General features: G+C 38.9%; 46 protein-coding genes. 45 read left to right on the forward strand and 1 reads right to left on the reverse strand.

The window, feature by feature from the left end; genetic code table 11:
- Positions 1 to 15: 15 nt before the first annotated feature.
- Positions 16 to 657 carry a hypothetical protein gene (locus CHB72_RS08000; RefSeq protein ID WP_089282361.1) on the reverse strand — a complete coding sequence of 214 codons (642 nt, stop codon included), beginning with the start codon at positions 655 to 657 and terminating at the stop codon, positions 16 to 18.
- Between the two features lie 354 nt (positions 658 to 1011).
- Between CHB72_RS08000 and CHB72_RS27720 the strand changes: the two genes are divergently transcribed.
- The 45 genes from CHB72_RS27720 (at position 1012) to CHB72_RS26450 (ending at position 23184) form a co-directional block, all read left to right on the forward strand.
- Entirely contained in the window at positions 1012 to 1137 is a 126-nt protein-coding gene (locus CHB72_RS27720; RefSeq protein ID WP_278277820.1) for a hypothetical protein, read from the forward strand.
- Positions 1138 to 1221: 84 nt separating this feature from the next.
- Positions 1222 to 1665: a hypothetical protein gene (locus CHB72_RS08005; protein ID WP_089282362.1), complete on the forward strand. Its 444-nt coding sequence runs from the start codon at positions 1222 to 1224 to the stop codon at positions 1663 to 1665.
- 957 nt (positions 1666 to 2622) lie between these two features.
- Entirely contained in the window at positions 2623 to 2865 is a 243-nt protein-coding gene (locus CHB72_RS08020) for a hypothetical protein (protein ID WP_089282365.1), read from the forward strand.
- Positions 2866 to 2903: 38 nt separating this feature from the next.
- Positions 2904 to 3089, forward strand: a complete 186-nt coding sequence (locus tag CHB72_RS08025) for a hypothetical protein (protein WP_089282366.1) — start codon at positions 2904 to 2906, stop codon at positions 3087 to 3089.
- Positions 3090 to 3141: 52 nt separating this feature from the next.
- A complete protein-coding gene (locus tag CHB72_RS08030) occupies positions 3142 to 3351 on the forward strand; it encodes a hypothetical protein (RefSeq protein ID WP_089282367.1) in 210 nt (69 codons plus the stop codon).
- A gap of 252 nt (positions 3352 to 3603) precedes the next feature.
- Positions 3604 to 4458, forward strand: coding sequence for a pentapeptide repeat-containing protein (locus CHB72_RS08035; RefSeq protein WP_089282368.1), 855 nt, complete (start codon positions 3604 to 3606; stop codon positions 4456 to 4458).
- 19 nt (positions 4459 to 4477) lie between these two features.
- On the forward strand, positions 4478 to 4645 hold the full coding sequence (locus tag CHB72_RS26420; RefSeq protein ID WP_176431267.1) for a hypothetical protein: 168 nt from the start codon (positions 4478 to 4480) through the stop codon (positions 4643 to 4645).
- Positions 4646 to 4740: 95 nt separating this feature from the next.
- Positions 4741 to 4878, forward strand: a complete 138-nt coding sequence (locus CHB72_RS26425) for a hypothetical protein (protein ID WP_176431268.1) — start codon at positions 4741 to 4743, stop codon at positions 4876 to 4878.
- A gap of 131 nt (positions 4879 to 5009) precedes the next feature.
- A complete protein-coding gene (locus tag CHB72_RS08040; RefSeq protein WP_089282369.1) occupies positions 5010 to 5681 on the forward strand; it encodes a hypothetical protein in 672 nt (223 codons plus the stop codon).
- A gap of 28 nt (positions 5682 to 5709) precedes the next feature.
- A complete protein-coding gene (tnpB, locus tag CHB72_RS08045) occupies positions 5710 to 6057 on the forward strand; it encodes an IS66 family insertion sequence element accessory protein TnpB (protein WP_089282370.1) in 348 nt (115 codons plus the stop codon).
- A gap of 45 nt (positions 6058 to 6102) precedes the next feature.
- Entirely contained in the window at positions 6103 to 6507 is a 405-nt protein-coding gene (locus CHB72_RS08050) for a hypothetical protein (protein WP_089282371.1), read from the forward strand.
- Between the two features lie 136 nt (positions 6508 to 6643).
- Positions 6644 to 6799, forward strand: coding sequence for a hypothetical protein (locus CHB72_RS26430; RefSeq protein WP_176431269.1), 156 nt, complete (start codon positions 6644 to 6646; stop codon positions 6797 to 6799).
- Positions 6781 to 7047, forward strand: a complete 267-nt coding sequence (locus CHB72_RS08055; protein ID WP_089282372.1) for a hypothetical protein — start codon at positions 6781 to 6783, stop codon at positions 7045 to 7047. The genes CHB72_RS26430 and CHB72_RS08055 overlap by 19 nt, the downstream gene beginning before the upstream one ends.
- Positions 7048 to 7198: 151 nt before the next feature.
- Positions 7199 to 7786 (forward strand): hypothetical protein, encoded by a 588-nt coding sequence (locus tag CHB72_RS08060; protein ID WP_207652522.1) that lies wholly within the window; start codon positions 7199 to 7201, stop codon positions 7784 to 7786.
- Complete coding sequence (locus tag CHB72_RS08065; protein WP_207652523.1) at positions 7770 to 8336, forward strand: 3D domain-containing protein; 567 nt, start codon at positions 7770 to 7772, stop codon at positions 8334 to 8336. Before CHB72_RS08060 ends, CHB72_RS08065 begins: the two co-directional genes overlap by 17 nt.
- Before the next feature lie 85 nt (positions 8337 to 8421).
- Positions 8422 to 10029: a hypothetical protein gene (locus CHB72_RS08070; RefSeq protein ID WP_089282375.1), complete on the forward strand. Its 1608-nt coding sequence runs from the start codon at positions 8422 to 8424 to the stop codon at positions 10027 to 10029.
- Entirely contained in the window at positions 10030 to 11058 is a 1029-nt protein-coding gene (locus tag CHB72_RS08075; RefSeq protein WP_089282376.1) for a hypothetical protein, read from the forward strand.
- Positions 11059 to 11121: 63 nt separating this feature from the next.
- On the forward strand, positions 11122 to 11586 hold the full coding sequence (locus tag CHB72_RS08080) for a hypothetical protein (protein WP_141131366.1): 465 nt from the start codon (positions 11122 to 11124) through the stop codon (positions 11584 to 11586).
- Positions 11579 to 11863, forward strand: coding sequence for a hypothetical protein (locus CHB72_RS08085; RefSeq protein ID WP_089282378.1), 285 nt, complete (start codon positions 11579 to 11581; stop codon positions 11861 to 11863). Before CHB72_RS08080 ends, CHB72_RS08085 begins: the two co-directional genes overlap by 8 nt.
- A gap of 14 nt (positions 11864 to 11877) precedes the next feature.
- A complete protein-coding gene (locus CHB72_RS26435; RefSeq protein WP_176431271.1) occupies positions 11878 to 12027 on the forward strand; it encodes a hypothetical protein in 150 nt (49 codons plus the stop codon).
- A complete protein-coding gene (locus CHB72_RS08090; RefSeq protein ID WP_089282379.1) occupies positions 12024 to 12959 on the forward strand; it encodes a hypothetical protein in 936 nt (311 codons plus the stop codon). The genes CHB72_RS26435 and CHB72_RS08090 overlap by 4 nt, the downstream gene beginning before the upstream one ends.
- Positions 12960 to 12992: 33 nt before the next feature.
- Complete coding sequence (locus CHB72_RS26440) at positions 12993 to 13151, forward strand: hypothetical protein (RefSeq protein WP_176431272.1); 159 nt, start codon at positions 12993 to 12995, stop codon at positions 13149 to 13151.
- Positions 13141 to 13620 carry a hypothetical protein gene (locus CHB72_RS08095; RefSeq protein ID WP_089282380.1) on the forward strand — a complete coding sequence of 160 codons (480 nt, stop codon included), beginning with the start codon at positions 13141 to 13143 and terminating at the stop codon, positions 13618 to 13620. Before CHB72_RS26440 ends, CHB72_RS08095 begins: the two co-directional genes overlap by 11 nt.
- Positions 13613 to 13903 (forward strand): hypothetical protein, encoded by a 291-nt coding sequence (locus CHB72_RS08100; RefSeq protein ID WP_089282381.1) that lies wholly within the window; start codon positions 13613 to 13615, stop codon positions 13901 to 13903. The genes CHB72_RS08095 and CHB72_RS08100 overlap by 8 nt, the downstream gene beginning before the upstream one ends.
- A 4-nt stretch (positions 13904 to 13907) precedes the next feature.
- Entirely contained in the window at positions 13908 to 14111 is a 204-nt protein-coding gene (locus CHB72_RS08105) for a hypothetical protein (RefSeq protein ID WP_089282382.1), read from the forward strand.
- A 29-nt stretch (positions 14112 to 14140) separates the two neighbouring features.
- Positions 14141 to 14461: a hypothetical protein gene (locus CHB72_RS08110; RefSeq protein WP_089282383.1), complete on the forward strand. Its 321-nt coding sequence runs from the start codon at positions 14141 to 14143 to the stop codon at positions 14459 to 14461.
- A 27-nt stretch (positions 14462 to 14488) separates the two neighbouring features.
- Positions 14489 to 14713: a hypothetical protein gene (locus tag CHB72_RS08115; protein ID WP_089282384.1), complete on the forward strand. Its 225-nt coding sequence runs from the start codon at positions 14489 to 14491 to the stop codon at positions 14711 to 14713.
- Between the two features lie 113 nt (positions 14714 to 14826).
- Complete coding sequence (locus CHB72_RS08120; protein WP_089282385.1) at positions 14827 to 15051, forward strand: hypothetical protein; 225 nt, start codon at positions 14827 to 14829, stop codon at positions 15049 to 15051.
- Positions 15048 to 15308: an AbrB/MazE/SpoVT family DNA-binding domain-containing protein gene (locus CHB72_RS28455; protein WP_089282386.1), complete on the forward strand. Its 261-nt coding sequence runs from the start codon at positions 15048 to 15050 to the stop codon at positions 15306 to 15308. The genes CHB72_RS08120 and CHB72_RS28455 overlap by 4 nt, the downstream gene beginning before the upstream one ends.
- 1 nt (position 15309) lies before the next feature.
- Positions 15310 to 15486, forward strand: coding sequence for a hypothetical protein (locus tag CHB72_RS26445; protein ID WP_176431249.1), 177 nt, complete (start codon positions 15310 to 15312; stop codon positions 15484 to 15486).
- 446 nt (positions 15487 to 15932) lie between these two features.
- Entirely contained in the window at positions 15933 to 16163 is a 231-nt protein-coding gene (locus CHB72_RS08130; RefSeq protein WP_089282387.1) for a hypothetical protein, read from the forward strand.
- The gene (locus CHB72_RS08135) at positions 16160 to 16387 is read left to right on the forward strand and encodes a hypothetical protein (RefSeq protein ID WP_089282388.1); all 228 of its coding nucleotides are present in this window, start codon (positions 16160 to 16162) and stop codon (positions 16385 to 16387) included. Before CHB72_RS08130 ends, CHB72_RS08135 begins: the two co-directional genes overlap by 4 nt.
- Positions 16388 to 16389: 2 nt before the next feature.
- Complete coding sequence (locus CHB72_RS08140) at positions 16390 to 16602, forward strand: hypothetical protein (RefSeq protein WP_089282389.1); 213 nt, start codon at positions 16390 to 16392, stop codon at positions 16600 to 16602.
- Complete coding sequence (locus CHB72_RS27730; protein ID WP_278277821.1) at positions 16599 to 16730, forward strand: hypothetical protein; 132 nt, start codon at positions 16599 to 16601, stop codon at positions 16728 to 16730. The genes CHB72_RS08140 and CHB72_RS27730 overlap by 4 nt, the downstream gene beginning before the upstream one ends.
- 1 nt (position 16731) lies before the next feature.
- Positions 16732 to 17028 carry a DUF2958 domain-containing protein gene (locus tag CHB72_RS08145; protein ID WP_089282390.1) on the forward strand — a complete coding sequence of 99 codons (297 nt, stop codon included), beginning with the start codon at positions 16732 to 16734 and terminating at the stop codon, positions 17026 to 17028.
- Between the two features lie 14 nt (positions 17029 to 17042).
- Positions 17043 to 17315, forward strand: a complete 273-nt coding sequence (locus CHB72_RS08150; protein WP_089282391.1) for a hypothetical protein — start codon at positions 17043 to 17045, stop codon at positions 17313 to 17315.
- A gap of 205 nt (positions 17316 to 17520) precedes the next feature.
- Entirely contained in the window at positions 17521 to 17868 is a 348-nt protein-coding gene (locus tag CHB72_RS08155; protein WP_089282392.1) for a type II toxin-antitoxin system PemK/MazF family toxin, read from the forward strand.
- The gene (locus CHB72_RS08160; protein ID WP_089282393.1) at positions 17865 to 19175 is read left to right on the forward strand and encodes a hypothetical protein; all 1311 of its coding nucleotides are present in this window, start codon (positions 17865 to 17867) and stop codon (positions 19173 to 19175) included. Before CHB72_RS08155 ends, CHB72_RS08160 begins: the two co-directional genes overlap by 4 nt.
- A gap of 91 nt (positions 19176 to 19266) precedes the next feature.
- Positions 19267 to 19509: a hypothetical protein gene (locus tag CHB72_RS08165; protein WP_089282394.1), complete on the forward strand. Its 243-nt coding sequence runs from the start codon at positions 19267 to 19269 to the stop codon at positions 19507 to 19509.
- 276 nt (positions 19510 to 19785) lie between these two features.
- A complete protein-coding gene (locus tag CHB72_RS08170) occupies positions 19786 to 20301 on the forward strand; it encodes a hypothetical protein (RefSeq protein WP_089282395.1) in 516 nt (171 codons plus the stop codon).
- Positions 20288 to 22135, forward strand: a complete 1848-nt coding sequence (locus CHB72_RS08175; protein WP_207652524.1) for a DEAD/DEAH box helicase — start codon at positions 20288 to 20290, stop codon at positions 22133 to 22135. The genes CHB72_RS08170 and CHB72_RS08175 overlap by 14 nt, the downstream gene beginning before the upstream one ends.
- Positions 22136 to 22196: 61 nt before the next feature.
- Positions 22197 to 22598 carry a hypothetical protein gene (locus CHB72_RS08180; RefSeq protein ID WP_089282397.1) on the forward strand — a complete coding sequence of 134 codons (402 nt, stop codon included), beginning with the start codon at positions 22197 to 22199 and terminating at the stop codon, positions 22596 to 22598.
- Positions 22591 to 22773: a hypothetical protein gene (locus CHB72_RS08185; RefSeq protein ID WP_089282398.1), complete on the forward strand. Its 183-nt coding sequence runs from the start codon at positions 22591 to 22593 to the stop codon at positions 22771 to 22773. Before CHB72_RS08180 ends, CHB72_RS08185 begins: the two co-directional genes overlap by 8 nt.
- A complete protein-coding gene (locus CHB72_RS08190; protein ID WP_089282399.1) occupies positions 22760 to 22984 on the forward strand; it encodes a hypothetical protein in 225 nt (74 codons plus the stop codon). The genes CHB72_RS08185 and CHB72_RS08190 overlap by 14 nt, the downstream gene beginning before the upstream one ends.
- A gap of 29 nt (positions 22985 to 23013) precedes the next feature.
- Entirely contained in the window at positions 23014 to 23184 is a 171-nt protein-coding gene (locus CHB72_RS26450; protein WP_176431274.1) for a hypothetical protein, read from the forward strand.
- The last annotated feature ends 18 nt before the right edge of the window (positions 23185 to 23202 follow it).

The raw sequence follows: 23202 nt of genomic DNA on the forward strand, positions 1-23202 counted from the left end.
ACCCCCTATAAAAATTTATCTGTGGGCGGGGGCCAGGCATAACTCTGTAAATCTAGGTAAAGTCTTAATCCAATCACAATAGTACTGCCACTCTTCCAGCTTATGGTTATGCCTTTGATTATACTTTGATTTAAGTTGTAAATAGTTATCAGTAATTCTTGCTGTCAACTCTAGTCCCATAGGACAGTTTGATATTACTCTCTGGAACTGTTCTTGCTTTTCTGCTTTTGTTGCTCCATACATCTGGTTGTACAAGTTTATTTCTTCCTTTAAGCTTTCTTTAACATCTTCCCTTACATAAGGGTTACACATTTCATTGATATCCATTCTCAATATCCTATGCATCTTGCTCATTGAGGCTATATAATCGTGAAAATGATACCGGTCAAACTGTCTCCAAAAATATTCAGGGGCGACCATGTCGTACTGTACGATAATACCCTTTAATCCACAGTCATGGCCACTATTAGGTGTGGCGTTGCCTAAGTGTTTCATTCTTTTTAAATGTTGGTCGTATGTGGGAGGCAATTCCTCATCTTTTAATACTCGGCATATCTCATTAAATTCGTATTCTGGGTATGTCCCAGACATCATTGGGTACCCACTGGCCAGAATTGACTCCTCCAGCCCGTAAACTTTAACATTTGATATTTTCATGCTACTTTCCCTCCTTTTGTCTTCTTATTTATATACCGTATAAAGCGACAAGAGTTAAGCTCACTGAAACAAGTTTGTCAAAAAATTTCCCATAGGTCTTCCTCCCCCACTGAAACACTTTTTCCAAAAAATTTCCCATTGGTATCACAACGCACCCCCGCCCGCAGGGCGGTGTACAACAATTCCAAGGCACTGGGGAGGGTAAATGCTTATTGACAATATTTCCCTTTAAATTACTTAAATTCTTTTTAATTAAAAGCATTGACGGAGTTCGTGATGCTTGCTATGTTGACAATGTACCACGACGGTACAGCAACATAGATTCTTGATAATTTAATAAAGGAGGAAGTCAATATGACACGTAACGAAAAGATATCTTGTATAAGAGGGTTATACCTTGCAAGGGGCTACGAAGAAATAAAAAGTCCTTGTGGTACATATTACTTTGTTAAAGGCAGTAACCTTATAAAAGTACGGTAGGACTTGTTTCCTGCTCCCTACCACCTAATATAGGTGGTAGGCAGGAGGGAATAAAATCCCTACTATACATACAAGAGGAGTTTGATGGAAATGATTAAAAACAGTAGAGTAGAAGTAAACGAAGAGGGTAACATAGTTATCACAGTATTAACAGGGGTAGACACTAACAAAGAACTGCACGAAAACATCGAGGATTTAAAGAAAGTAGGCAGAATGTATATCCCAGAGACAGGTCAAAAAGGAAAGCCTTGTTTATTCTTTGCAGAGTTTGAAGGTAAATCACCTTATCAGAAGTACGACGAAGTAATAGTAAACGGTATTAAAATGAAGCTAACATTGAGTGTTAAAGTAGAAGAAGAAGAATTAAACCGGGCGGCGGAATTGAAACAAGCAAGAGAAATAGAAAAGAAAAGACTAGAGGGAGAAACTGCTATCAAGGAGAACCAAGATTTAAAGCAGCAACTAGCGAATATGCAGGCTATGTTAAATGAATTAATGGCAGACAAGAAGAAAGGAAAGAAGGCATAGTGCCTTCCTTCCTTGCGGAGGTGGCAAGCGTGGTAGTACTGTATGCACTAGAGATTGACCATAAACAAAGACTTATACCTATACAAGCACCGACAGAGACTTTATGTAAGACACATTTAGAAAATCGTATGGGGCACTTCCCCTATACCCTGCTTAACACGCAAGTGTTCGGGTCCTGGGATGAGTACAATTATATGTTCGGAGGCATCTAGCCTCTTTTTTTGTGTCCTTTTTTATGCCCATGAGTTGTATACTATAGCGGCTTCAAAATTAACCCTTGAAAATGCACTTAGTGGCTTTAAAAACAACCCTTGAAATTTCAACGTTTCATTCTTTAACCTCTCACAATATACATTATGAGAGGTTTTATTTTGCCCTATATCGCCCTTCAAATTAACCCTTGAAAGTCCTATACCTGCCTGCAGGATTAGTAGCAAAGCTACTATATCGACTTTAAAAACAACCCTTGGTTTTGCAAGTTTGTTATGTTAATCTTGCAGAAAACAGCTAAAATCGGAGTCTCACACTAGGAATAAGTGACGCCAACTAGGTATCAATATTGCATATTAGTCATATTATGTGATGTCTACTAGTACATAACCATCTATATTGGCTTTAAAAACAACCCTTAAAAAGTGAAATATTACTTGAAAAGTGTAATTTTACACTATTGGAGGTGAATAAGCTGACGAAGCCTAGCAAATCTATAGATAAAAATAGCAAATCTACCTGCAAAGCAGGATCAATCAAAGATTGCACCTCCGAAGGAGGATCATTCGTAGAATGTACAGATAAAAATAGCGAAAGGACTGGTGAGTATGATACTAAAGGAAAGGATATAGCTAAAGTAATGATAATGTTATTACAGTAATTATATACTATCAGTTGTAGTCTCTGCCCCCGCCCCCACTTTTAGGGGGCTTATGTGGTATATAACAATTGAAAGGATGAGATATTATGAAGTTACAAGATGTATTTAACATGTCTGAGAGCACAGTATTTCAGTGTGTTACACAATTACAAGCTACTGAGTTTCTACGTACACTACTTAATGAAGATCGTGTATCAACAGTGTATTGGGATGTATATAAAGAGAACACATGCTATGAGCTGTCTGAGGGTATAGTATCCTATGGTAGCACTGGTCATTTCTTGGATAATGGCTATAGTGTTGCTAGATTTAATGGATGGTCTGACTGATACTACCCGCCCCACCAAATTTGAAAAGAGGTTAAAACATGAGAAAAATAAAGTTTATTGGTAATGATGGATTAGCTTATGCTTTGTTTAAGGATAAGATATACACACCTATATATGAGAGTGAAGAAAATTATTTAGTTAAGAATGAAGTCAATGGTAATTCTATTGTACCAAAATGTAAATTTATAGTTATTAAAGATGAGGGTAAGGATTATACAGGCTAGAGGATTTCTAGCCCCCCGCCCCACCAGATAAAAATTTAAGGAGGAGATTATTGTGAGAGGAATTAGTACCAGAGGAAAGAATACGTATAGTGTTATGAATCATTGTGGTTTTAGTGGTGTTACTATTGTGAAAGAAGGATTTAAACTACATATCCCGCCCCACCAGATAAAAAAGGACGGTGGCTTTAAGAAGACAGTGGCTAAGATGCTACTGTCTTTTGATTTAGATGGACTTATGTCACGTGGTATAAGCATACAGTAACGAATAGTTTCATAATGCGGAACAACTTTCTGTTAACAGCTTAGTTGTTGTTCCGTATCGTGAAACAACTTAATAAAAATGTAAAAATTAAGTAAGTAGCGAAGCTGCTATAGCGGCTTTAAAAACAACCCTTGAAAAGAGTCGTAGAGGGAAGTTTACTTTTCCCCTTAACTTCTTGCGATTATCACGGTATATATTAATGTAACCTGCTGGGAGCCTATCTCAGCAAATAAAATTTAAGGAGAATTGCAAATGGAAGAAATTAGAGGTTTTAAAGTTTTTAATCCTGACTGGACTTGTAGAGAGTTTCAATATGAAGTGGGTCAAACGTATAAGCAGGAAAGAAAACCAAGTATTTGTGACACTGGATTTCACTTTTGTAAAGAAGCAAAGGATTGTTTCAACTATTACAGATTTGACCCAAACAATAAGGTTGCAGAAGTTGTTGCACTAGGTGAAATTGCAGAAGAAGGTGACAAATGCAGCACTAACAAGATTGAAATTGTCAGGGAAATTCCTTGGGGTGAACTGCTATCTTTGGTGAACCTTGGAAAAGGCAATTCAGGTCTTTGCAACAGCGGTGATTGGAACAGCGGTGATTGGAACAGCGGTAATTGCAACAGCGGTGATTGGAACAGCGGTAATCGCAACAGCGGTGATTGGAACAGCGGTGATTGGAACAGCGGTGATTGGAACAGCGGTAATCGCAACAGCGGTGATTGCAACAGCGGTAATCGCAACAGCGGTGATTGGAACAAGGCTTCCAATGTTGCAGGGTGTTTCAATACAGAGCAGCACAAATTAGTGTTCTTTGACAAAGAAACAGACATGACCTTTGAACAATGGAGAATGTCAGATGCATATTACTTAATGAGCCAAATTGATTTCAGACCTACTGAATGGATTTATGAAGAAGATATGACTGATGAAGAAAAGGCGGCACACCCTGAATATGAAACAACAGGCGGTTATTTGAAGAAACGTAACAATAAAGATTCATGCATTAACTGGTGGAACGGACTGCCCGAAGCAAGAAGAGATGTTATCAAGAGCATTCCAAACTTTGATGCTGAAAAGTTCTTTGAGATTACTGGAATCAGAGTGTAATAACATAGGAGGTGAAAGTATGGGACTAGAGTTAAAACGGAGTATTGTCATTAGTGCAGTAGCCGCCCACACGAGGTTACCACTTATTTACGTAACAGGATTGTTTGATAGTCTTGTTGTGGGTGGGGCAATCAGTAGTAATACTTCTATATATGATACCACTAGTATTCTTATGGAGTCTGTCTAGCCCCGCCCCACCTACCCACTGACTTCCTTAATTGGAAGTCTTTTTTATTGTCATCAGTCATTCATGCATAAAAATCTATAGAGGGAGGGTTGCATATGAATACTATTTTAGGTGTCACTGATAGAAATATTGAAAAAGAAATACTGCTTGGAATCAATGAAAGAGCGTATGAAGCAGGAATAATTGACTATGAACTTTATACTAAAGCTAGGGCAGACCTAGAAAAATTATAGCCTTTCCCTGTCTTCGTAGTATTCATGCCTAAGAATCTTGTCTAGTGATGGACAGGTATTGGTGACGTAATTAAGCTTTTACAAGAGATTAAAAACAAAGTTAAAAAGCTAAATAATTAGGAGGGGTTAAAATGGATGATATTAAATTATGCAAGTCTGCACTAAATGACTGGTTTGAGTATTACATAAGTGGTAAGAAGTTAGCAGACTGGTGCACACATAACGGTAAGAGCGAGGAAGAGTTGTCTACCGTGTCAAAGCAAATGTCCGCTAGGTTTAGGTATGGCACAACAGACGCAGAAATTATACCCATTATAACCAAGGCTAAAAGGTATTGGTATGACGAGTATCTTAAGTTTAATGGCAAAGTTGTAGATGCAGTAGAGTGTGCAGAAGGCGACTACAGTACTGTTAGGGGTAGGTTCGGATCAGTCACAACTGAGCTCAGCAGGTGGAAAGACTTTAAGGCATCAGGTGAATCACTTGAGAGTTACGTTAGTAGTTCTGCCCCCACCCAGTCTACTGGTCATTTCAAGCTACTCAGTGCTGTATACGATGGTTATGAACCCAGCAACAACAATGATATTGAATTTACTTTTAGTCAGGAGGTATACATCCCTTCCACCAAAGAGGGTTTTACCTCCTCAAATGAGACAACAGATACAACAAAGATCGACAAATTAACTGATAAGACACCAGAAGTTGATAAGGTCCAGCGAAGCCGTACAGTGTCATTTAAAATAAATGGTAAGGCTATTGAAATACCTGAAAACATGTTTGAACGTGCGATGGCGTGCATTTAGTGAAAATATATTATAAGGGAGTGTTTTTATGAAAATGAGTTTAGCGGGTAAGACGTTGAAAGTTAACGTAGCGGCAGGTGTAACTGACCTAAGAAATTGTAGCAACGGTTTATCTGAAATTGTGCGAGAACACTTTAAAATGGACCCTACAAATGGTCAGATGTATGTATTTGCGAATAGAAACCGAGATATGATTAAGATTATGTGGTATGACATACCAGATCAAACTAGGCACTTGCATACAGTAGAAGCAGAAAATAGATTTAGTTTCAGTTGGCTAGATGGTACTAAAAAAGGTACTGCTAAAATAACTTATGCTGAGCTAAACCGCCTACTGTCTAAAAGTTACCACCAAATTTCACAGATTTCAGTATAGCGTACTTAGTCACTACCATCAAATAAAAATTTAGGAGGAGTTAAAATGGATTTAAAAAGTGTAGTAGAGGAAGCTTTAAGGTATTACCTAAATGACAATACAGGTAAGTTTGATGACGGTGAGTTTATTGATATGCGTTACTTAAAACCCAGTGGCGTAAGGGATAGAATTGTTAAAGCTATTGCAGGTAGTGGCTTAGTAGGTAGCCCGCCACCCACAAAGGTTTTTACCAGTAGGCAAAAAGAGCTAATAAAACAACTAACTGGTGACTATATAATGGATTCTGGCATTACCTTGTGTAATGCGGTAGAGGATGAAGACCCCGAGAGCCTAGAGCAAAGTATAGTCGAATTAAACGCTGCCGCAGCGGTCTACCTTTACTGCCTACAAAACACAGATGACGAAGGAACAGAATGTAACTGTAGCGGGGGGTGCAATTGTGGTAAATAGAATAGGTACGTTGTTATTTCAGGGGGTGCTTATAAGCACCCTCTTTATTTTGTGGAGAAATATTAGGAGTGAAGTCTAAAAACCCACTTAACTTCTGCTGGTCTGTAAGGTATATAAGTATAGGAGGTGTTAATGTGTGAAAAGACAATGGAGAGTTATATATTACAACGGAGTAACTACATGTGGAGATAAACAGCTCAAAGAGCTCGTACAAAGTGAGTTAGAGTTCATACATAGTATTGAGCTTATTGAAAACTATGAGGGGGCGGAGAAATGTCTAGATACTTTGTAATACAAAATAATGCAGACGGCGTATGTATCGACAGTGTGGATGAGAAAACATTGCTGGAAAGACTGAGAACAGATGAGCAAGGTGAGTCGTATTATGGGGCAGACATGGAGTTTTTGGATTATCTACCAGACATATATGCTGGTAGCTTTATGTGGGGGGACGACAATCATGTCGTTATTATTAAAGGAAATGTGGTTGTACCTAAACCTGTCAAAGTAGTCACAGAATATACACTGGAAGATGTCTAATGGGTGCTATATTAATTGCTATGCTGGTCATGTCACCTTACCTAATTGTGAGGCTATTGGTTAGGTAGCATAGTTAAAATAAATTTAGGGAGTGGTATTCTTGAGAAAATATGTTGAAGGTTTGTTAAAAGATCATGAGGTAAATGGTGCTGTGGTATTCAATTGCACAAATGAATCATACGCCATTACCCTTCTATCTAGCTTAGATAACTTAGGTTACACATGGTTGTCTGGTGAGAACTTGGACCATCACTTATGGTGTGGTGGCAGTAGTTGCTATAGGGTTGACATCATCAGTAAGGCAGTAACGTGGGGAGGCAGGAGCCTATATGAAAGACACAATTGTAAGATAGTTGAATTTAAGGGGCAACCTATTAGTATAATAGATATCCTAAAGGATAATGCACAGAATGTTGCTGATAACATGGGCCCCGCCCGCCTGACAGATACTGATATATTCTGGCTTGAACTTGCATACGTGGCGGTAAAGGACAACAATTTAGATATTTTCTCTTATGATAAAACAGAATACCTCTTGTGTGTGACTATGGAGGTACCTGCAGTGGCATGTTCATCACATACTCCATACAGTAAATACTACGAAGTGAGCATTAGCTTAGACACGCTAGCTATTGTTTTGTCAGTACCTACTGCTGATATAGTCAGGTCAGTATTAAGCTTACGCCCCCCGCTAAATTTTAAAAAGCTAGTAGTAGGGGTGGGTGTTAGTGGAGAGTAGTGTAAGAGTTAAACTCATAGATAGATACAGAGTAGCCAGTAATGTATCTGTCCTACTTATGATAGGCGTAATAGCGTTCCTGCTTCACATGCTAGGTGACGAATTTAATGATTTAAACCTGCAGGTAGAAGAACTACGAACTGCAAATAGTGATCTACAGATATCTCTTACACAAGCATTACTCTATACTGAGGCACTTGAAGCTGAAGTGGTAGAACTTAAAGTAGAAAATGAAAAGCTTAGGACTTTTAGAGCAAAGGTTACTGCTTATTCTCCTTACGATGACAGGAATGGTATTAATTCTAGTGGTGACCCGAGCGTAACTGCTACTGGCACCCGCCCGCGTATTGGGGTGGCGGCAGTAGACCCAAAAAAGATTCCATATGGTTCAAGATTATTAGTCCCTGGGTATGGTGAGGTCACCGCAGAGGATACAGGAGGTGCTCTGAGACAGTATGATGGCTACGCTATAGATGTATTTATGGACACCTATAGTGAGGCTATGTCGTTTGGCGTGAAATACATCGATGTAAAAATATTAGACCACTAACAAGTGGTCTTTTTGTATGGGCTAATTTATTAGCCCTTAACTTTTTGCTGAGTACCCAGTAAGTATAGTAAAGGAGGAATGTTAGATGGTTAGAATCAATGCAGCTAAGGTAGATAAGTACCTACATATCACAGAGGAGAAAAAGAAAGAGTGGCTGAGACTGTTTCCCTTCCTTGAGTTTGATAGGTTTGGGCGGGCAAGTGTAGGTAACATACAGGTAGATGATACAGCGTTGGCAGAAGAGTTGTACAACTTTGTATTGAGTGAAAGCTTTTTTAATGCGATAAAGATATGGGAGAACAAGAATGAGTTGAAGCTACCAAATTACTTTGACATAGCCCTTAAAAGGTTTAACTGCGGTACCACTCGCCTTGTTGCGAACAGCGAAGTGTACCTATGTAGTACGGCGGGCGGTGAGGACAAGCATATGAGACTGTCAAAGATACTTGCACAAATACAGGCAATATGGGAAAAGGAAACATGTCCTGAGTATTCAGAGTTAAGAAAAGAAATTAAGAAGCTAAGAAAAGAAGGGCTCACTTTTTCAAACAGTCTTGAGTTAGTAGATCTAAGTGAGAAGAAAAAGAGCCTAGAAATAGGTAACTTCTATGTTGCCTACGACCACTTTCAGAACGCTATAAAAAAGGGTACTGAGATGTGGCTTTCTATTAACCCGCTAGACTTGATTACTTCTTCGGGTAATCAAGGGGATAACCCCACAAGATTTGACTCATGCTGGTCACTTGAAATGGAGCTAGCCTCAGATGAAATTCATGTTGACAGATCTGGTTGTCATTCATCAGGTTCTGCTTGTTTGAACATGGGAAGAATTACAAACCGAGGTATATTATTCATAAAAAATGGTAGGACACTTAATGTTCCCGGCACAGACTTCGATTTTATCGGTTATTCAGAAAGATCCCATGTTTGGCTTGATGAGATATGCGGAAACAGTAGTCTCTTCTTAGAAAGGGTATACCCTTCTAAATGTTACGAAAGGAGACGTGACTGGTTTGAGGCATTAACCAAGTCAGGTTTTGATGTAAAAGAAGAATCCTGCAATACAGAAGAATTTGATTACCAAGATAGTGAAAACTTGAATAACTACTCAAATAAGTCGGGTGGCGCATTGTTCCTTGATAACGTAGCTATTACATCTGGTACATTGTACTATTTAAACGGTTGTAGAATGGATTATGACTACGATGATAACATAGACGGAATCATAGAAGCTGTTTATTGTTGTGAATGTGGGGATTCCACAGATAGTGATGACAGGTACGAAGTAGGTGGTAACATATATTGCAGTTACTGCTTTAATGATAGATATGTTAGTTGCCAATATTGCGGGGAGCCTGTAGAAATCAATAATGCAATTGAGATAGAAGGCTACTACTACTGTGAGTACCACGCTAACGTAAGAGGTTGTCAGTGTGAAGGTTGTGGGGAGTGGGCATATACCGAGCACATGGAAGAATACAACGGTGATTATTACTGCCGTAGCTGTTTTGATGAACACCACACTTACTGTGCAAATTGTGGTGAAGCTGTCAGTTACAATGATGCAGTTGAATTAGAATATGAATACTACTGTGAAGACTGTGTATCAGTTTACAGTTCGTGCGGTAGTAAGTATCCAGTATCTGATGGTTACTTTGTATGCAAAAATTGTACAAACGAAGGGGTGGCATAGATGAGAAAACAGTTATTGAAAGACTTATTGCAGATTAGCTCAGTGTCAGGTAAAGAAGAGCTGGTAGTACCCGTTATATTAGATGAACTAGAGAGTTTAGGTTTCACCGCCCACCAAGATGCTATTGGGAACGTATTTGCTACTAGAGGAAAAGGTCCTTATCCACTACTTAATGCACATATGGATATAGTAGACATACAAGGTTATGGTTGGTTTTATGGGCAAAATGACAATATCTATGATGCCAGTTATTACGAAAACTTAATGAGTTACGGTTTAACCTGCGGAGACTGTGTCAACTACAATTACTGTAAACTTCTTAATCCTCTTTTGTGTGAACACTTTGAGGTTACCGGTGAAGCTGCGTATATACTAGAAATAGCAGAACTCGACTATCTCATGCCCGAAGATGTGGATATGGCTGACAATTTTTGCATCACTGAATCTTATGGGGTTTTAACAGGTTCAGGTGAGAGGGTTCTTGGTGGTGATGATAAGTGTGGTATATTTATAGCCCTTGAGCTGGCTAGGCTTCTCCCCCGCCAACCCTTCAAAATCCTATTCACTGTGCAAGAGGAAGAGGGCTGCGTTGGTGTGAGACATGCGGTTAAAAATAAAAAGTGGTTTAAAGACATCCTGTATGCTCTCGTGATAGATCGTAAGGGTGGTGATAATCTTTTATGGTCACAGTTGGGCAGTAAAAGTTGTAGTAATAATTTTGCTTCACAACTTGCAATGAGAGGTGTTGATGCGGGTATAAGCGTTCAGGTAATGGATGGAAGTATATCAGATACCATGTACTTAAAAAATGTTGTTCCAGAAGCTGTAAATGTGTCTGCTGGTTACCATGATGCTCATACAGAAAAAGAGTATGTGGTGCTAAGCGAGGTAGCAGGTATTATAAATTGGCTTAGCCACTTTATAAGAAACTACCATGATATTAAAACTCTCTACAAACCAGTAGTACAATATAAAGCACCCAAAAAGAAAAAATCAAAGAAGTTATGTAAACGTAAGGGGGCGGTGTAGGTGATTATTGAAGTGAAGAATGTACTAAACAGCCATACAGGTATGTTGGGTGAACTTGTTCTAGTGTCTTACGTGTATAGAGACAAAGGAAGTGTTCCGTTAAACCAAGGTTTAGTAGTATTTCATAGAGGTGAGTTCATAAAGTCTTTCGTACTCACACCAGATGAGGTCACTAACATAATTGAGCATGGACAAACCGTAGTAAAAGACATTGGATATATACTCAGCTTTACCTCCACCAACCTCCAGTTATTCGAGCTATGCGGCTATGGCGGAGCAGGAGCAATACATGAAACAAACTTCAAAGTAAGACGGACGAAAGAATGGGTTTTTGAGATAATGCAACCTCTCGATTACTTCAAGCTTGATTTATCAGCAGAAACATATGGCTACAAAGGCATTCAGTTAGCTGTTATCACAGCACTACAGAATCCAATAGAGTCAGAGAACATGATACGTTGCGACCTACCTAATAGCGGTTATGCACTTATCTTTGACTACACCTTGGGTGGTGATAGCGTTGGGTAATGATCTTAAATCTTTAATAGAGATGCATCTACACCTTAGCGTGGATAGCATTCTAGATGAGTTATCTATGGTGGGTATCATACTCACCCCTCAGACGCTTAGAGTGTATATGAGGGAATTTGGTCTAGAAGATAAGCATAAGGAATTGCGGGCGAGGGCCAAGCCTAAAGACAATAGAGAGCCTAAAAAGCTTAAGCTATCCTGCCCCTACCCTACTTTTGTTCACCGCAGTGCAGCAAGAAGTAAGAAAGAAGCTGTAAAGAGAATTTATAAATAAGGAGGCAGGTTGGAATGAAGCTATATCTAAACAATGGTGCTGTAGTGCATACTACTTTACCTGAACTAGACACCTTAGCAGTAACCGATTATATACTAGACATTTTAAGGTTTTATCGTGATAAACTAACTAAAATTGAATGGTTGGGGAGCGATGCGGAATGAAAGCTGAGAATGAAAATTACATTTTGAGAATAGAACGTTATGACGATGCGGAAAGCCCCAGAGAGTGGGACAACTTGGGTACTATGTTTTGTTGGCACAGTAGACATGTTTTAGGTGATAAGCATAATTACTACGACCACAGAGCTTTTTTAGAAAGCTTTGTTAGAGAACTATTACAGGTTGAACAACTAGCAGAACCCACAAGTGTTAGTGGCTTATTTAAGGTAGAACAGAGAGGCAATAAATATGATGTAATTGACGTTAGCCTAAAGTATACTAGGTGCTCTACTAAGAACCTAACTTTAGCTAGAGAGCTTGCTTTGAATTATGCTGCTGAGGAGCTTACTGAGTACGCTACCGACGCTGAACTACTAAGCATTATTAGTGAATATGCCGTTATACTGCCGCTTTACTTATATGACCATAGCGGAATTACGATGTCCTCCTCCCCCTTCTCTTGTCAGTGGGATAGCGTACAGGTTGGGTGGATATTCTGTACTAAAGAACGCTTTAGAGAAGAAACTGGATACACTGAGGATGAGCTTTTTAATACTGATTCCTCCCGCCACCCAGCCATAGGTGAGCGAATTAAAACAGCAGATTCCGAGTGGTGGGGGCAAGTAGTTAGTGTGTATAAAGATAGCTACGCTGTAGACTTTGACTGGAATAAAATACCCTCAGCTAGAAGTTCCAAGAACATAAAAATAGTACGTAATGATGAAATTATAGAAGTAATGTCCTACCAAGCTGCTGAAATACTAGAGGAAGAAGTCGAGACATATGACAAGTACTTACGTGGTGATATTTATGGTTATGAGCTCAGCGAAAAGATTAAGTGTAATTGTTGTGGACACGTAGTACTAGAATATGTAGATAGCTGTCATGGCTACTACAGTATACAGGATATAAAAGAAAATTTAAGCAGTTCATGAACTGCTCGACAAAGCTGTGGGAGGGGTGGTGCGATGAAATACCAAATACTTACAAGATACAAGAACGGTGCATGGGAACACTGTGATTATGCAAAAGACGACTGTGAGTTAAATTACTTACTTGATGAGTACAAAATGGCATACGGAAAAGACTTTACATTCAGGGTGGAGGAGGATGATGATGAAGTATAAAACTATTGAAGAAGCTACAAAAGCATGTGTGGGTGAGTTCAATGCTATTCCCTATGCACTTATTGAAAAAGCTTATAAGAATGACATAGACAGCTTTTACGAGCTAACAAAGCCAGCTATAGGAGATTACGTTCATGTATTTAGCTTAAACAGTGAAGCTGAAATTACTGGTTATGACAGCGATACAGGTAAATACAAAGTTACTACATCTGATGGTTCAGTTAGTTTAGTAGATGAATATGCTATGGAGGTTTATTATGACGCATGGCTACCTATGTGGGGGTGGATGTGGAATCCACAAAGTTCTCTGGACGAAGAGTGGGTTGTAGATAATCTCCAGACTGTATCAGACTTAGGCGTTAGAATCTATGAGTGCGATGAAGTAGGAATTTTATTAGGGATTGACGGGGCGGGGTACAAGCATTGGATACCGCTATACAAAGCGAGGGGGCTGAGGTGGCATGAATAAGCTTGAGAGACTTAAGCATGATATTATGTCAGTTCACACATTTGAACAATTAAAAGAGTTACTAGTAGACTTAATTGAAGTTGTAGATGGAGAAAACACTACGTATGAATACTGTAGTTGCTGTGAGCGTGAGGTAGAGATACCTGCCGATACGCCCTCACGTTGTCCGAACTGTGATCAACCCATTCTCCCCTGCTCCACCTGTTGGGATGACATAGACGGCATAACGAGGTGTGATTGGTCAAAAGAAAAAAGATGTTGGAGATTTCCAAAGGAGGGATAATAGTATGTTAAATGAGAGAGTTAGATTGTTTGGGCGTACTAATTTAGTAGATTACCTACACATTGATGTAGCGGAAGTGCTTTATAGATATTTAACATACGGAAGAATAGAAAGATTATACCTTGAGGGTGGCGGAGATGCAAAAAGGGAGCAAATTGTTAAGGTCATAGAGGATCATTTTGATTGTGCTGGTGAAATGTACATTTAAATTGATATGGGGTGGTAGGAGGTATGCCGATGAAACCTGAAGATATCTTAAAGAAGTATCCAAGAATAGTATCCCATCTAATAGCAGAGAGCTTAGGGTATTTTACGCCTAAGTCAGCCACCATAGCTATTATAAAAGCAAAAGAAAATGAGCCTTACTTTTGTGAGTTGTACACCGATTGTGCTAGACGATATGGTGAAATGTACGACAGAGATAATGTTCGGCGAGTTACAAGGGAGATATTATCTCAGGCTATAAAATCTAGACACCATCATACCTTTATGATGGCTAGCTATAAGGACGCAAGACTAATAGTTGATGAAGCTACTAAAGGTAATATCCAACATTAGCGAGTTGGTTTTAGGAGGGTGATAATAGTGTTGTACAAGTGTAAGGGTATTATATTTGATGACGCAGTTTTAAAGAAAGAGAGCGGGGATGTCAATGACTATACATCAGTATGCATCCCCTGTGTACGTAAGCATAAAATTTCATGGTCTAAGTTAGACGGCATTGGTTCAGAATACTGTGGTGTGAAAGGCTGCACTAATCGGGCAAATTACTATCTTGACTTTGAAGATGGTGAACTGGAGGTGATATAAATGCTAGGAAATCCGTATTGGTGGTGGAACGGTGGAAAAAAACCAAGAGAGTAAGTAAACGACATACGTTGTGACTTAACAAGCTACAGTTTGAGTATTCAGGAGGTGGTTTAATGATATGCCCTAAGTGTGGTGGGGAGTTAAGGTATATAGAAGAAGTAATCGGCTCCTTTACAAACAGGATTTACGACGACGGTTTTGTTGATTTTGACAGCAGTAGCTTTTATGGCGATAAACATACTGATGTAATGTGCACAGCTTGCAATACTTCATTTGATTTTGAGTGGGTAGGTGACCTATTTAATTCAGTAATTAAACTAAAGGGGGCGGAGTGTTGACAATAACAGGAATAGTTAGAAGAGTTGATGATTTAGGTAGAGTGGTAATCCCAAAGGAAATACGTAGGGCAAATAAAATTAAGGAAGGTGACCCGCTGGAAATAATACACACAACTGAGGGTATTTTGCTTAAGAAGTACACAGAACATAATTATTGTGTATTCTGCAATACATCAACTGAGATTGAACTAGATGGGATCAGTGTATGTACACACTGTATTAGTAGACTTGGAAAATTGATGAAGGAGGAAAAATAACATGTTAAAAGTTAAATTTGAAATGGAGAAAGAAACTAAGAACACAGTAAGATTTGCAGAGGTAGAGGAAGAAGGTTATGCCAAAGTAGGTACTATTTATATACCTAAGTCCACCCTCGCTCAGAATGGTATTGATAAAGAAAAGGGTTTTACTATGGAGATTAAGGCAGTCAAATAGGCTGCCCCTCCCCCACCCTACTATTTAGTAATTCTCATATGTTTCAACAATATTAGGATCAACCATCATAAACCCTCCTAGATTATATTCTTATTGAGGGTATTCGACATAAAACTCAAAAATCCTTTTTGGAAATATTTTGCATTTAAATTCCATATTTTCCACTTTTAGTTAAGCGGAATATGAGACATACTACAGCTTATCCAATTATCTGAAAAAGAAGATGGCTCTGATACGGTATGTGTTGACGGTAGCATGGTACTTACAGAAGATTTAGATTGTTATTATACACTAGTTAGCGCATTTGACTTGCTTAGACTTGATTTCACAACAGGTGAATCAGAGAAAGATGGGGAATGCTACTATATTGATTTTGAATTCAGTAACAGGATGACTGATTAGCCTCTCCCCTACCCTTCTGTGGAGATAGAAAGAGGAGGATAAGTATGAAAAAGACTAGAGCACAATATGAGAGATACCTCAATGATTTCGGCGTGCCTGAGTCAGAAAAGTATAATAATGGCGGGCGAATTAGAGGTAAAAGATACGGAAGCTGGCTAAGAAGAATTGACTCTATATTATTCGACGTTATGTACAATGAGCACTTGAGGCAATTAAATAAACTGCCCCCTACCCTTCTATATGGGCGGGGGAGAAGTAAGGAGGGAGTTAGATGAGTTATGTAGGAATAATTAAACTAAAAAAGCAAGATGTTCCATATGAAGAAATTGAAGGTTTTAGGTATGACACAGGTTCATATTATATGGATACTGCTAGAGACATATTTGACGACCTGTGTTCTAATTTATCCGTAGCTAGTAGCTGTCAAGTGCGATGGGAGTTTGAAGGAATAGGACAAGGACATTACTGTGATGACTGGTATTTTGGAAGGAGGAGGTAAAGATGGATAAGAAAGAAATTACTACCTTTACTTGCCACAGTTGTAAACACGAATTTACATGGGACAGGGGTAATGACATAAGAGGAAACATTTATCAGTGTGAGAATTGTGACAAGTATATATGTTTTAGCTGCCTGTTTGAAAATGAGCATAATGTAGGAGAGATGGCTGAAGTATTGTGCCTAGATTGTTTGAGAGGGAGAAGAATAGCATGATAACAAAGATTGATATTAGAGACCATATACTATCATTTAATGTAGATGGCATATGGGTAGAAGTCAATTGTTGTGATACCGAGCAAGCCGAGAGATTAGTAATAAAACTGTTGAAGGAAGGTGTTTAAATTGAAATTACTTACAGAAGAAATTAGAAAACTTATCCTGCCCCTCTACTCCACTGAGGAAGTTGAGGAAAAGGTTGCAGTCGTTAAGTTCTTTGACCCCTACAGTTCGTGGACGTGGTATGTCATTGAGGGCGAAGAACAGGAAAATGGCGATTATCTATTCTTTGGATTGGTACATGGTTTTGAAAGAGAATATGGCTACTTTGCGTTAAATGAATTAGAAAGCATTGATTTCATGGGAGCACCACGAATCGAAAGAGACTTATACTTCTCCCCTACCCCAGTTTCAAAATTATAAGGAGGTGTTAAACAGTGATTGCAATGTCAAAAGCAGAAGCTGTGGAAAAAGGACTGCCTACTTATAACGAAGGAGCACATAAATTAATTGATGTAAGTGATAATAGCACGTTAATTTTATTAATGCCTAACGGTGTATATGTAACAGTAGCTTCCATAGGTAATGTTGGTGCTGACTGGGCATGTCTGGATATAAAAGTACAGAGTTCTACCACACAGCGAATAGTAGCTGAGAAAATGATAGATCTTCTTGACGGAACTTATTCGCTAGATATAAACGTTATATAGTTCACCTACCCCCACCCATAAAATTTGGGTGGGGTCTTAACTTTTTGCAATTGTTCAGGTAAGTAATAATAAGGGAGGTACTAGAAAGATGTTTGACAAACTGTCAGACAAATACAGCGAGATAGTATTCCGCATAACTACCCAAGGACGATTTAATACATACTGGGCGGCTTGGGCTAGGGACGAATATTAAAGGAGGGGGCATATGCGAAGGGGCGATATTTATTATGCAGATTTAAGTCCAGCAGTAGGGTCTGAGCAAGGAGGTACAAGACCTGTTCTAGTAGTGCAAAATAACGTAGGGAACAAGCATAGCCTAACGGTCATCATTACAGCCATTACATCCGTGATTGACAAAGCAAAGTTACCAACACACGTAGAGGTTAATGCTCTAGAATATGGTTTAACAAAGGATTCTGTCATATTACTGGAACAAGTTAGAACACTAGATAAAAAGAGGCTAAAGGAAAAAATTGGCCATATAGATGGTGAGACGATGTTGAAAGTAAATGAGGCTTTGTCTATAAGCCTCGGATTGGGGGAAAGAGTATGAAAATTTCTGATCTAGAGGGTAAAAAAATGGCTGTACATTGCAAAACAAAAGAACTATCTGATAAATTTTTAAACAAGCTTGAGTTATCTGGCTTTGACACCTTACTAAGTGACAGGTGGAATATATACGGTAAAAACACATGCTACAGTATCTACAAAGGCAAAGTATACTATGGTCGCTACAGTTACTACGAAAGTGAGGATTACGAGATACACGAATTTGAAGGGTGGGAGGAAGAGTTGAGAATAAAAACAATTGAGCAACTACAAAAGCTAGGGAAAAAGGATGTTATTAGGTGTAAAACACTAGACTTGGCTACAGAGTTTTTAGCCAAGCTGCACAGCAAAGGGTATAGATGGGCTTCACATGATTCGTTAGTTGGTGAGAGCAACTGGGATAAGTACGGTAGCCAAACATGCTACTTCGTGGAAGGTAAGCAATTGTGTTATTCTGACGACCTTTATTTTGAACGTAATGGTTTCAAGATATATGAATTTGAAGGGTGGGAGGATGAGCTGAATATTAAAAAAGGTATGATAATACACTGTGAGACAGAGCAACAAGCTATACGACTACTAGAAGATTTAGATAGAAGAGGTTATAAATGGTTGTCTGGTAGTAGCTTAACATTGCATGCTAGCTGGGGAATACACAAGGAAGAGACTTGTTATAGCATCGGTAGCGGTATGGTGCAGTATGCAAGTTTAGGCTTTTACAAAAGGAGTGGTAGTGAGGTGACTAAGTTTAGTGATTTGCTTATACCCCATTGTATTGAAGAAAGGAAACTATACAGCTCAGTTCTTAGTAACTTCAATGGACATCGTGTAGTAGAGTTCTATGAGGACAGCGAAGGTCAGCCTAACATTGTCTTTTCCAGTGGTTGTGTTTATGAAGGTTACAAGAGGCTTAAAGATTTTGAGGCTAACGTTGAAATCAAATATGGGAGTAATAAAAATTCACTTGTTTATAGGACATATATGTTAGAGGCTGATAAAATGAGACTTGCTCTCAATCTCCCCGCCCTAGGAACTTATGTAGCTATTTTTAGAGAGCTATTGGGCAAGTTCATACCTTCTGAGTTAGCAGAGAGTGGTTTAGCTGAAACTGCTCGCAACCATGTATGCTTGTGGGTGCGTGTAGCCTTGGATCATAGCAGCTCCTTCAGCTATGATTCAGATAATGTAATCATGTCTTACGAAGTAGCTGACCAAAATCTTAGTTTTAATATAGGGGTAGATCAACTATGTGTGGCACTAGGAGTAACTAAAGAAGAAATATATAATTCGATTAAGTACACGAGTAGCTAAAATATATCTGTCGAAGTTTATTTATTGACAACCCCTCCCCTCTTGCTATATTATGTGGTTAAACCGATATACAGAGGGGAGGTGGTTATTCTTGGAGACTTTGAAAAAGCATTTAAGAGACAAATTTATGGCGGGGGAAAGCGAGGGATACGAAATAGTAATTGCTCTGCTTACACTTGTTAAAGCAGAGAAGATTGGAGAAGAAGATATTCTAGACATTCTAATGTTCGTACATTTCGATAACTTAAAAGGTGTATTATCTTCCCTTGTAAAAGCTTCAGAACTAGTGGATGATGATATGATAGATGATATAATTAAATCGGCAGGTAGGTGAGCAGCATGTTGTTATTTCTTTTTGTTGTATTTATATGTCTGATGATGATACTAAACTCATTTTCTATAGTCTTAAACAACTTACTAAGTGTCTCTTTGTAAAAAAGAGACCTTAATCTATTTTTGACAAGTTTTGTGGACTTAATTCAGCTTATTTTTGCTGTAGCAATTCTATTTGGTGCCTTATACTTGTTAATGAAGTTATCCGACTGCTAAATTTTTCCTTAATTTTTAGTGGCTAGTCGGGTATGTATTAATAAGAAAGGAAGTGATGTAATTGCGGACAAGGCTAGAACCTTATATACAAAATAACGTATTATCGTTAAGGAAACTTAAAGAGGTCTCCCCCGCTCTCTACAAGTACATGCTTACTTGTGGTGACGAGTATAATGGTATAGAGATACTAGATGACTCAAAAGTAATAAAGGGCGGTGATATCAAAAAGTACCTAACCCACTACTATGGTGAGGTTGTAGATGTGTCACGCCTCAGGAGGGGTGCCCTCTATATTTACAACAAGATTGTCAGTATGGGTAACGTCCAGAAGGTTATAGAGGGGTGGGGGTTTACAGTTATTTATGAAGGAAAGGCAACTGAGTACTCTCTAAAAAAAGATCTGCAGAAGTATGTTATCAGGGGCAACATTCTGGGAAGGCTACCTAAGGATATACAGAATAAAGTGTGGTATTTAGCCAATAAAAATAAAATGTCTGTGGGTGAATACTTGAATAAACTAGGCTACATTAAAGGAACTAGAAAGCTATGGCGGAGGTATGCGGATGATAAAAGCTAAAAAAATCGATACTAAAATAGGTGCTAGGGTTAAGCTAGAGTTTAGAAAGAACGAATTGATCGAGAGGGTACTTGCTACAATGAAAGGGGCTTTCTATGACAGGGTTACAAAATCTTGGACTCTCCCCTACTCTGCCCGCCCCGATATAGAGAAAAAACTAGGTAACTTCCTACTCATATGGGAAGATGAAGATACCCCCTTCAATGGTGGTATTGATATGTCCACTATCCCTATACAGCCAGTTGTACCAGGGTACAGTGTAGAGTATAACAAAGCAGGGGAAGTGGTGGGAGCGACTGGGTTCAAGGTTCCACCGTATGGTGCTTTTCAAGTACAGGGTTTTAACATTATGGTAGAGAGAGACTTTGCTATTATTGGAGATCATATGGGTTTGGGGAAGACGTTTCAGTCAATAACCGCAATAGAGGCTAGGAAGAAACTTGGTCAATTGCAAAGGTGCCTTGTGCTTACTAAGGCTACCCTGCTCTATAACTGGCGGGACGAGGTAGAAAAATTCACAGATTGTAAAGCAGTAGTCTTAACAGGACCACCTAAGCAGAGACATAAAATGTTAATAGAGTTAGAAAAAGACACAAGCTGGACGTTCCTGATCATGTCCTATGAGACGTATAGGATAGCTAACATTAGCGTAACAAGCATAGATGACGCTTTACCTATAGACGCACTACTCCTTGACGAAGCTCATAAAATACGCAACCCCATGTCACGGATAGGACAGTGTGTTAACCATATCTACTTCAAGTATGTCTATCTACTCACCGCCACCCCTATTCTAAACACGCCACTGGAATCATTTAACTATCTAAAACTAGGTAAGAAATTACCTGTAAGTGGTAGTAGTATTGTGCAGGAATGGTGGAATTTCAAGGACAGATATGCTGTCTACGGGGGGAGTAATGGCATGGAGCTTGTAGGGTATGATAACATAGGTGAGCTTAGACAGGTCATACAAGACAACATGATCAGAAGGCTGAAAAAAGACGTGCTTAAAGACCTACCTGACGTAATGTTCAAAGATGTTAGGATAGAGCTTACTGCTGCGCAGAAGAAGATATACGATGCTGTACGAAAGGAAATTCTAGCAGACTTAGCGGAAACAGACTTAGAGAAAGTACCTTCCATGCTAGCTAAGATCACAAGACTACAGCAAGTAACGTCAGCTCTAGACAATGTTGGAATAGCGACCACAGCTTCTAACAATGCTAAGTTAAGTGCCCTTATGGATATTGTAGAAGATGCTGTTGAGGCGGGCGAGAAAGTGATCATATTCTCTAAGTTCCGCCCCACTATCGAACTGCTTACAGAAAAGTTTAAAAAGCTAAACCCTGCTGTAATTACAGGTGGTACTGACAGTCACGCACTTCCAGCAGACTTGGCAGTAGCAAAAGCAAAGAAGAAATACAAAGATTGGAATATGTGGGCGGAGGAAGATAGACAAAAAGTAATAAAAGATTTAACAACAAGTGATAGACAACTAGAAGTGTATAAGTTCCAAGGCGACGATACTTGTAAGGTGTTTATAGGTAGTATATTTGCTTGTGCAGAGGGTCTAACCCTTACTGCCGCCACCCACGTCATAAACTTTGACTATCCGTTCAATTGGGCAATATATGAACAGTCCTTTTCCAGATGCCATAGACTGGGACAAAAGAATGCTGTGACTGTCCATAATATCATGTGTTCAGGTACAGTAGATGAGAAGATTTTCCAGATTATTATGCTCAAGAAAGGCATCAGTGAATCGTTGCTCGACAGTAAGGTGGATAGCATAGAGCAACAAAAAGCTTTTGATTTTGTAAAATCTGTAATTTAATAAAATAGCACCTCAACTTTTCAGGGTCTTACCGGTAAGTATTAATAGGAGGTGGTTTACCGTGAAAGACCCTTTTTTAATAAAAGAAAACACGGAATTAGTAAAAGAGTATTTTAGGAGAAATCAGATTAAAAAAGAGCAGGAAGCTTGGTTAAAAAAGAGCAAGACAAAGGTGTTAGAGCTTATGGGAGACAGAGCTAAGGCTGATTTTGATGAGGTCAGGGTGTCTGTTGCTACTGTAGACAAGTCTAACTTTGATCTGGACTTAGTCTATGACTACATCAAGGAACTCTCCCCCGCCCTGCTCCCAAAATGCACTAAGAAAGTAATTGACGAAGAACTTTTAGTTGGACTAATTGAAGCTGAGGAGATAGACTTAGACGAACTTAAAAAGGCCGCATGGGTGGCAAAAACACCAGAAACTAGGTTGACTCTAAAAGAGTTAGATGTAGACAATGATTAAGGTGGGAGATTTAGTTATCATCTCCCCCGCCCACTCTGTCAAATTTGGTGGGTGGTGTGGACGAGTAGTGGCTATAGAACCTGAAGATGGTTTACCCGTTAAGGTAAAGTTTAATGAGCAAGTGTACGGATTTGACTTTGATGAATTGGGGGATGATGTATATGGCAAAAATTAAAGAGGTTAGCGTTGAGGTGGCTTACCTTAAGTCGTTACCAAATTATGAAAACGTAAGATTAACTGCTGGTGCTGTCGTAAATGTAGAGGAAGGTGACAAAACACAAGATGTGTATGGTAGAGCATGGGACATGGCGGGGCGAGAGATTGAAAATCAGTTAGAGTTGTTCAAGACAGAAGATAAGGGTAAAGCAAAAAAGGGACTTAAGTAGTCCCCTTTTGCTTATATGGAGGTGCTGATATGAATGATGCAAGTGTTATGTTAAAAAAATTTGGGACAGTTGACATAAATAAAATCGTAAAAGGGCACAAAGTGGGAAATCTGTGGCATGTTTACGTTTATGATGATTGGCACGTTGTACCTCAATGCGATGTTGAGGATATTCCAGGATATATTAAAAATAAATGTTGAAATTTCAACATAATTAGA

It is taken from the genome of Anaerovirgula multivorans, assembly GCF_900188145.1.
In the GTDB taxonomy this organism is placed as follows: domain Bacteria; phylum Bacillota; class Clostridia; order Peptostreptococcales; family Natronincolaceae; genus Anaerovirgula; species Anaerovirgula multivorans.

What these genes read in the sequence shown, in the direction of transcription:
- CHB72_RS08000 (WP_089282361.1), bottom strand. Translation starts at nt 657, where the DNA reads ATGAAAATATCAAATGTTAAAGTTTACGGGCTGGAGGAGTCAATTCTG.
- CHB72_RS27720 (WP_278277820.1), top strand. Translation starts at nt 1,012, where the DNA reads ATGACACGTAACGAAAAGATATCTTGTATAAGAGGGTTATACCTTGCA.
- CHB72_RS08005 (WP_089282362.1), top strand. Translation starts at nt 1,222, where the DNA reads ATGGAAATGATTAAAAACAGTAGAGTAGAAGTAAACGAAGAGGGTAAC.
- CHB72_RS08020 (WP_089282365.1), top strand. Translation starts at nt 2,623, where the DNA reads ATGAAGTTACAAGATGTATTTAACATGTCTGAGAGCACAGTATTTCAG.
- CHB72_RS08025 (WP_089282366.1), top strand. Translation starts at nt 2,904, where the DNA reads ATGAGAAAAATAAAGTTTATTGGTAATGATGGATTAGCTTATGCTTTG.
- CHB72_RS08035 (WP_089282368.1), top strand. Translation starts at nt 3,604, where the DNA reads ATGGAAGAAATTAGAGGTTTTAAAGTTTTTAATCCTGACTGGACTTGT.
- CHB72_RS26420 (WP_176431267.1), top strand. Translation starts at nt 4,478, where the DNA reads ATGGGACTAGAGTTAAAACGGAGTATTGTCATTAGTGCAGTAGCCGCC.
- CHB72_RS26425 (WP_176431268.1), top strand. Translation starts at nt 4,741, where the DNA reads ATGAATACTATTTTAGGTGTCACTGATAGAAATATTGAAAAAGAAATA.
- CHB72_RS08040 (WP_089282369.1), top strand. Translation starts at nt 5,010, where the DNA reads ATGGATGATATTAAATTATGCAAGTCTGCACTAAATGACTGGTTTGAG.
- tnpB (WP_089282370.1), top strand. Translation starts at nt 5,710, where the DNA reads ATGAAAATGAGTTTAGCGGGTAAGACGTTGAAAGTTAACGTAGCGGCA.
- CHB72_RS08050 (WP_089282371.1), top strand. Translation starts at nt 6,103, where the DNA reads ATGGATTTAAAAAGTGTAGTAGAGGAAGCTTTAAGGTATTACCTAAAT.
- CHB72_RS08055 (WP_089282372.1), top strand. Translation starts at nt 6,781, where the DNA reads ATGTCTAGATACTTTGTAATACAAAATAATGCAGACGGCGTATGTATC.
- CHB72_RS08070 (WP_089282375.1), top strand. Translation starts at nt 8,422, where the DNA reads ATGGTTAGAATCAATGCAGCTAAGGTAGATAAGTACCTACATATCACA.
- CHB72_RS08075 (WP_089282376.1), top strand. Translation starts at nt 10,030, where the DNA reads ATGAGAAAACAGTTATTGAAAGACTTATTGCAGATTAGCTCAGTGTCA.
- CHB72_RS26435 (WP_176431271.1), top strand. Translation starts at nt 11,878, where the DNA reads ATGAAGCTATATCTAAACAATGGTGCTGTAGTGCATACTACTTTACCT.
- CHB72_RS08090 (WP_089282379.1), top strand. Translation starts at nt 12,024, where the DNA reads ATGAAAGCTGAGAATGAAAATTACATTTTGAGAATAGAACGTTATGAC.
- CHB72_RS26440 (WP_176431272.1), top strand. Translation starts at nt 12,993, where the DNA reads ATGAAATACCAAATACTTACAAGATACAAGAACGGTGCATGGGAACAC.
- CHB72_RS08095 (WP_089282380.1), top strand. Translation starts at nt 13,141, where the DNA reads ATGAAGTATAAAACTATTGAAGAAGCTACAAAAGCATGTGTGGGTGAG.
- CHB72_RS08100 (WP_089282381.1), top strand. Translation starts at nt 13,613, where the DNA reads ATGAATAAGCTTGAGAGACTTAAGCATGATATTATGTCAGTTCACACA.
- CHB72_RS08105 (WP_089282382.1), top strand. Translation starts at nt 13,908, where the DNA reads ATGTTAAATGAGAGAGTTAGATTGTTTGGGCGTACTAATTTAGTAGAT.
- CHB72_RS08110 (WP_089282383.1), top strand. Translation starts at nt 14,141, where the DNA reads ATGAAACCTGAAGATATCTTAAAGAAGTATCCAAGAATAGTATCCCAT.
- CHB72_RS08120 (WP_089282385.1), top strand. Translation starts at nt 14,827, where the DNA reads ATGATATGCCCTAAGTGTGGTGGGGAGTTAAGGTATATAGAAGAAGTA.
- CHB72_RS26445 (WP_176431249.1), top strand. Translation starts at nt 15,310, where the DNA reads ATGTTAAAAGTTAAATTTGAAATGGAGAAAGAAACTAAGAACACAGTA.
- CHB72_RS08130 (WP_089282387.1), top strand. Translation starts at nt 15,933, where the DNA reads ATGAAAAAGACTAGAGCACAATATGAGAGATACCTCAATGATTTCGGC.
- CHB72_RS08135 (WP_089282388.1), top strand. Translation starts at nt 16,160, where the DNA reads ATGAGTTATGTAGGAATAATTAAACTAAAAAAGCAAGATGTTCCATAT.
- CHB72_RS08140 (WP_089282389.1), top strand. Translation starts at nt 16,390, where the DNA reads ATGGATAAGAAAGAAATTACTACCTTTACTTGCCACAGTTGTAAACAC.
- CHB72_RS27730 (WP_278277821.1), top strand. Translation starts at nt 16,599, where the DNA reads ATGATAACAAAGATTGATATTAGAGACCATATACTATCATTTAATGTA.
- CHB72_RS08155 (WP_089282392.1), top strand. Translation starts at nt 17,521, where the DNA reads ATGCGAAGGGGCGATATTTATTATGCAGATTTAAGTCCAGCAGTAGGG.
- CHB72_RS08160 (WP_089282393.1), top strand. Translation starts at nt 17,865, where the DNA reads ATGAAAATTTCTGATCTAGAGGGTAAAAAAATGGCTGTACATTGCAAA.
- CHB72_RS08175 (WP_207652524.1), top strand. Translation starts at nt 20,288, where the DNA reads ATGATAAAAGCTAAAAAAATCGATACTAAAATAGGTGCTAGGGTTAAG.
- CHB72_RS08185 (WP_089282398.1), top strand. Translation starts at nt 22,591, where the DNA reads ATGATTAAGGTGGGAGATTTAGTTATCATCTCCCCCGCCCACTCTGTC.
- CHB72_RS08190 (WP_089282399.1), top strand. Translation starts at nt 22,760, where the DNA reads ATGGCAAAAATTAAAGAGGTTAGCGTTGAGGTGGCTTACCTTAAGTCG.
- CHB72_RS26450 (WP_176431274.1), top strand. Translation starts at nt 23,014, where the DNA reads ATGAATGATGCAAGTGTTATGTTAAAAAAATTTGGGACAGTTGACATA.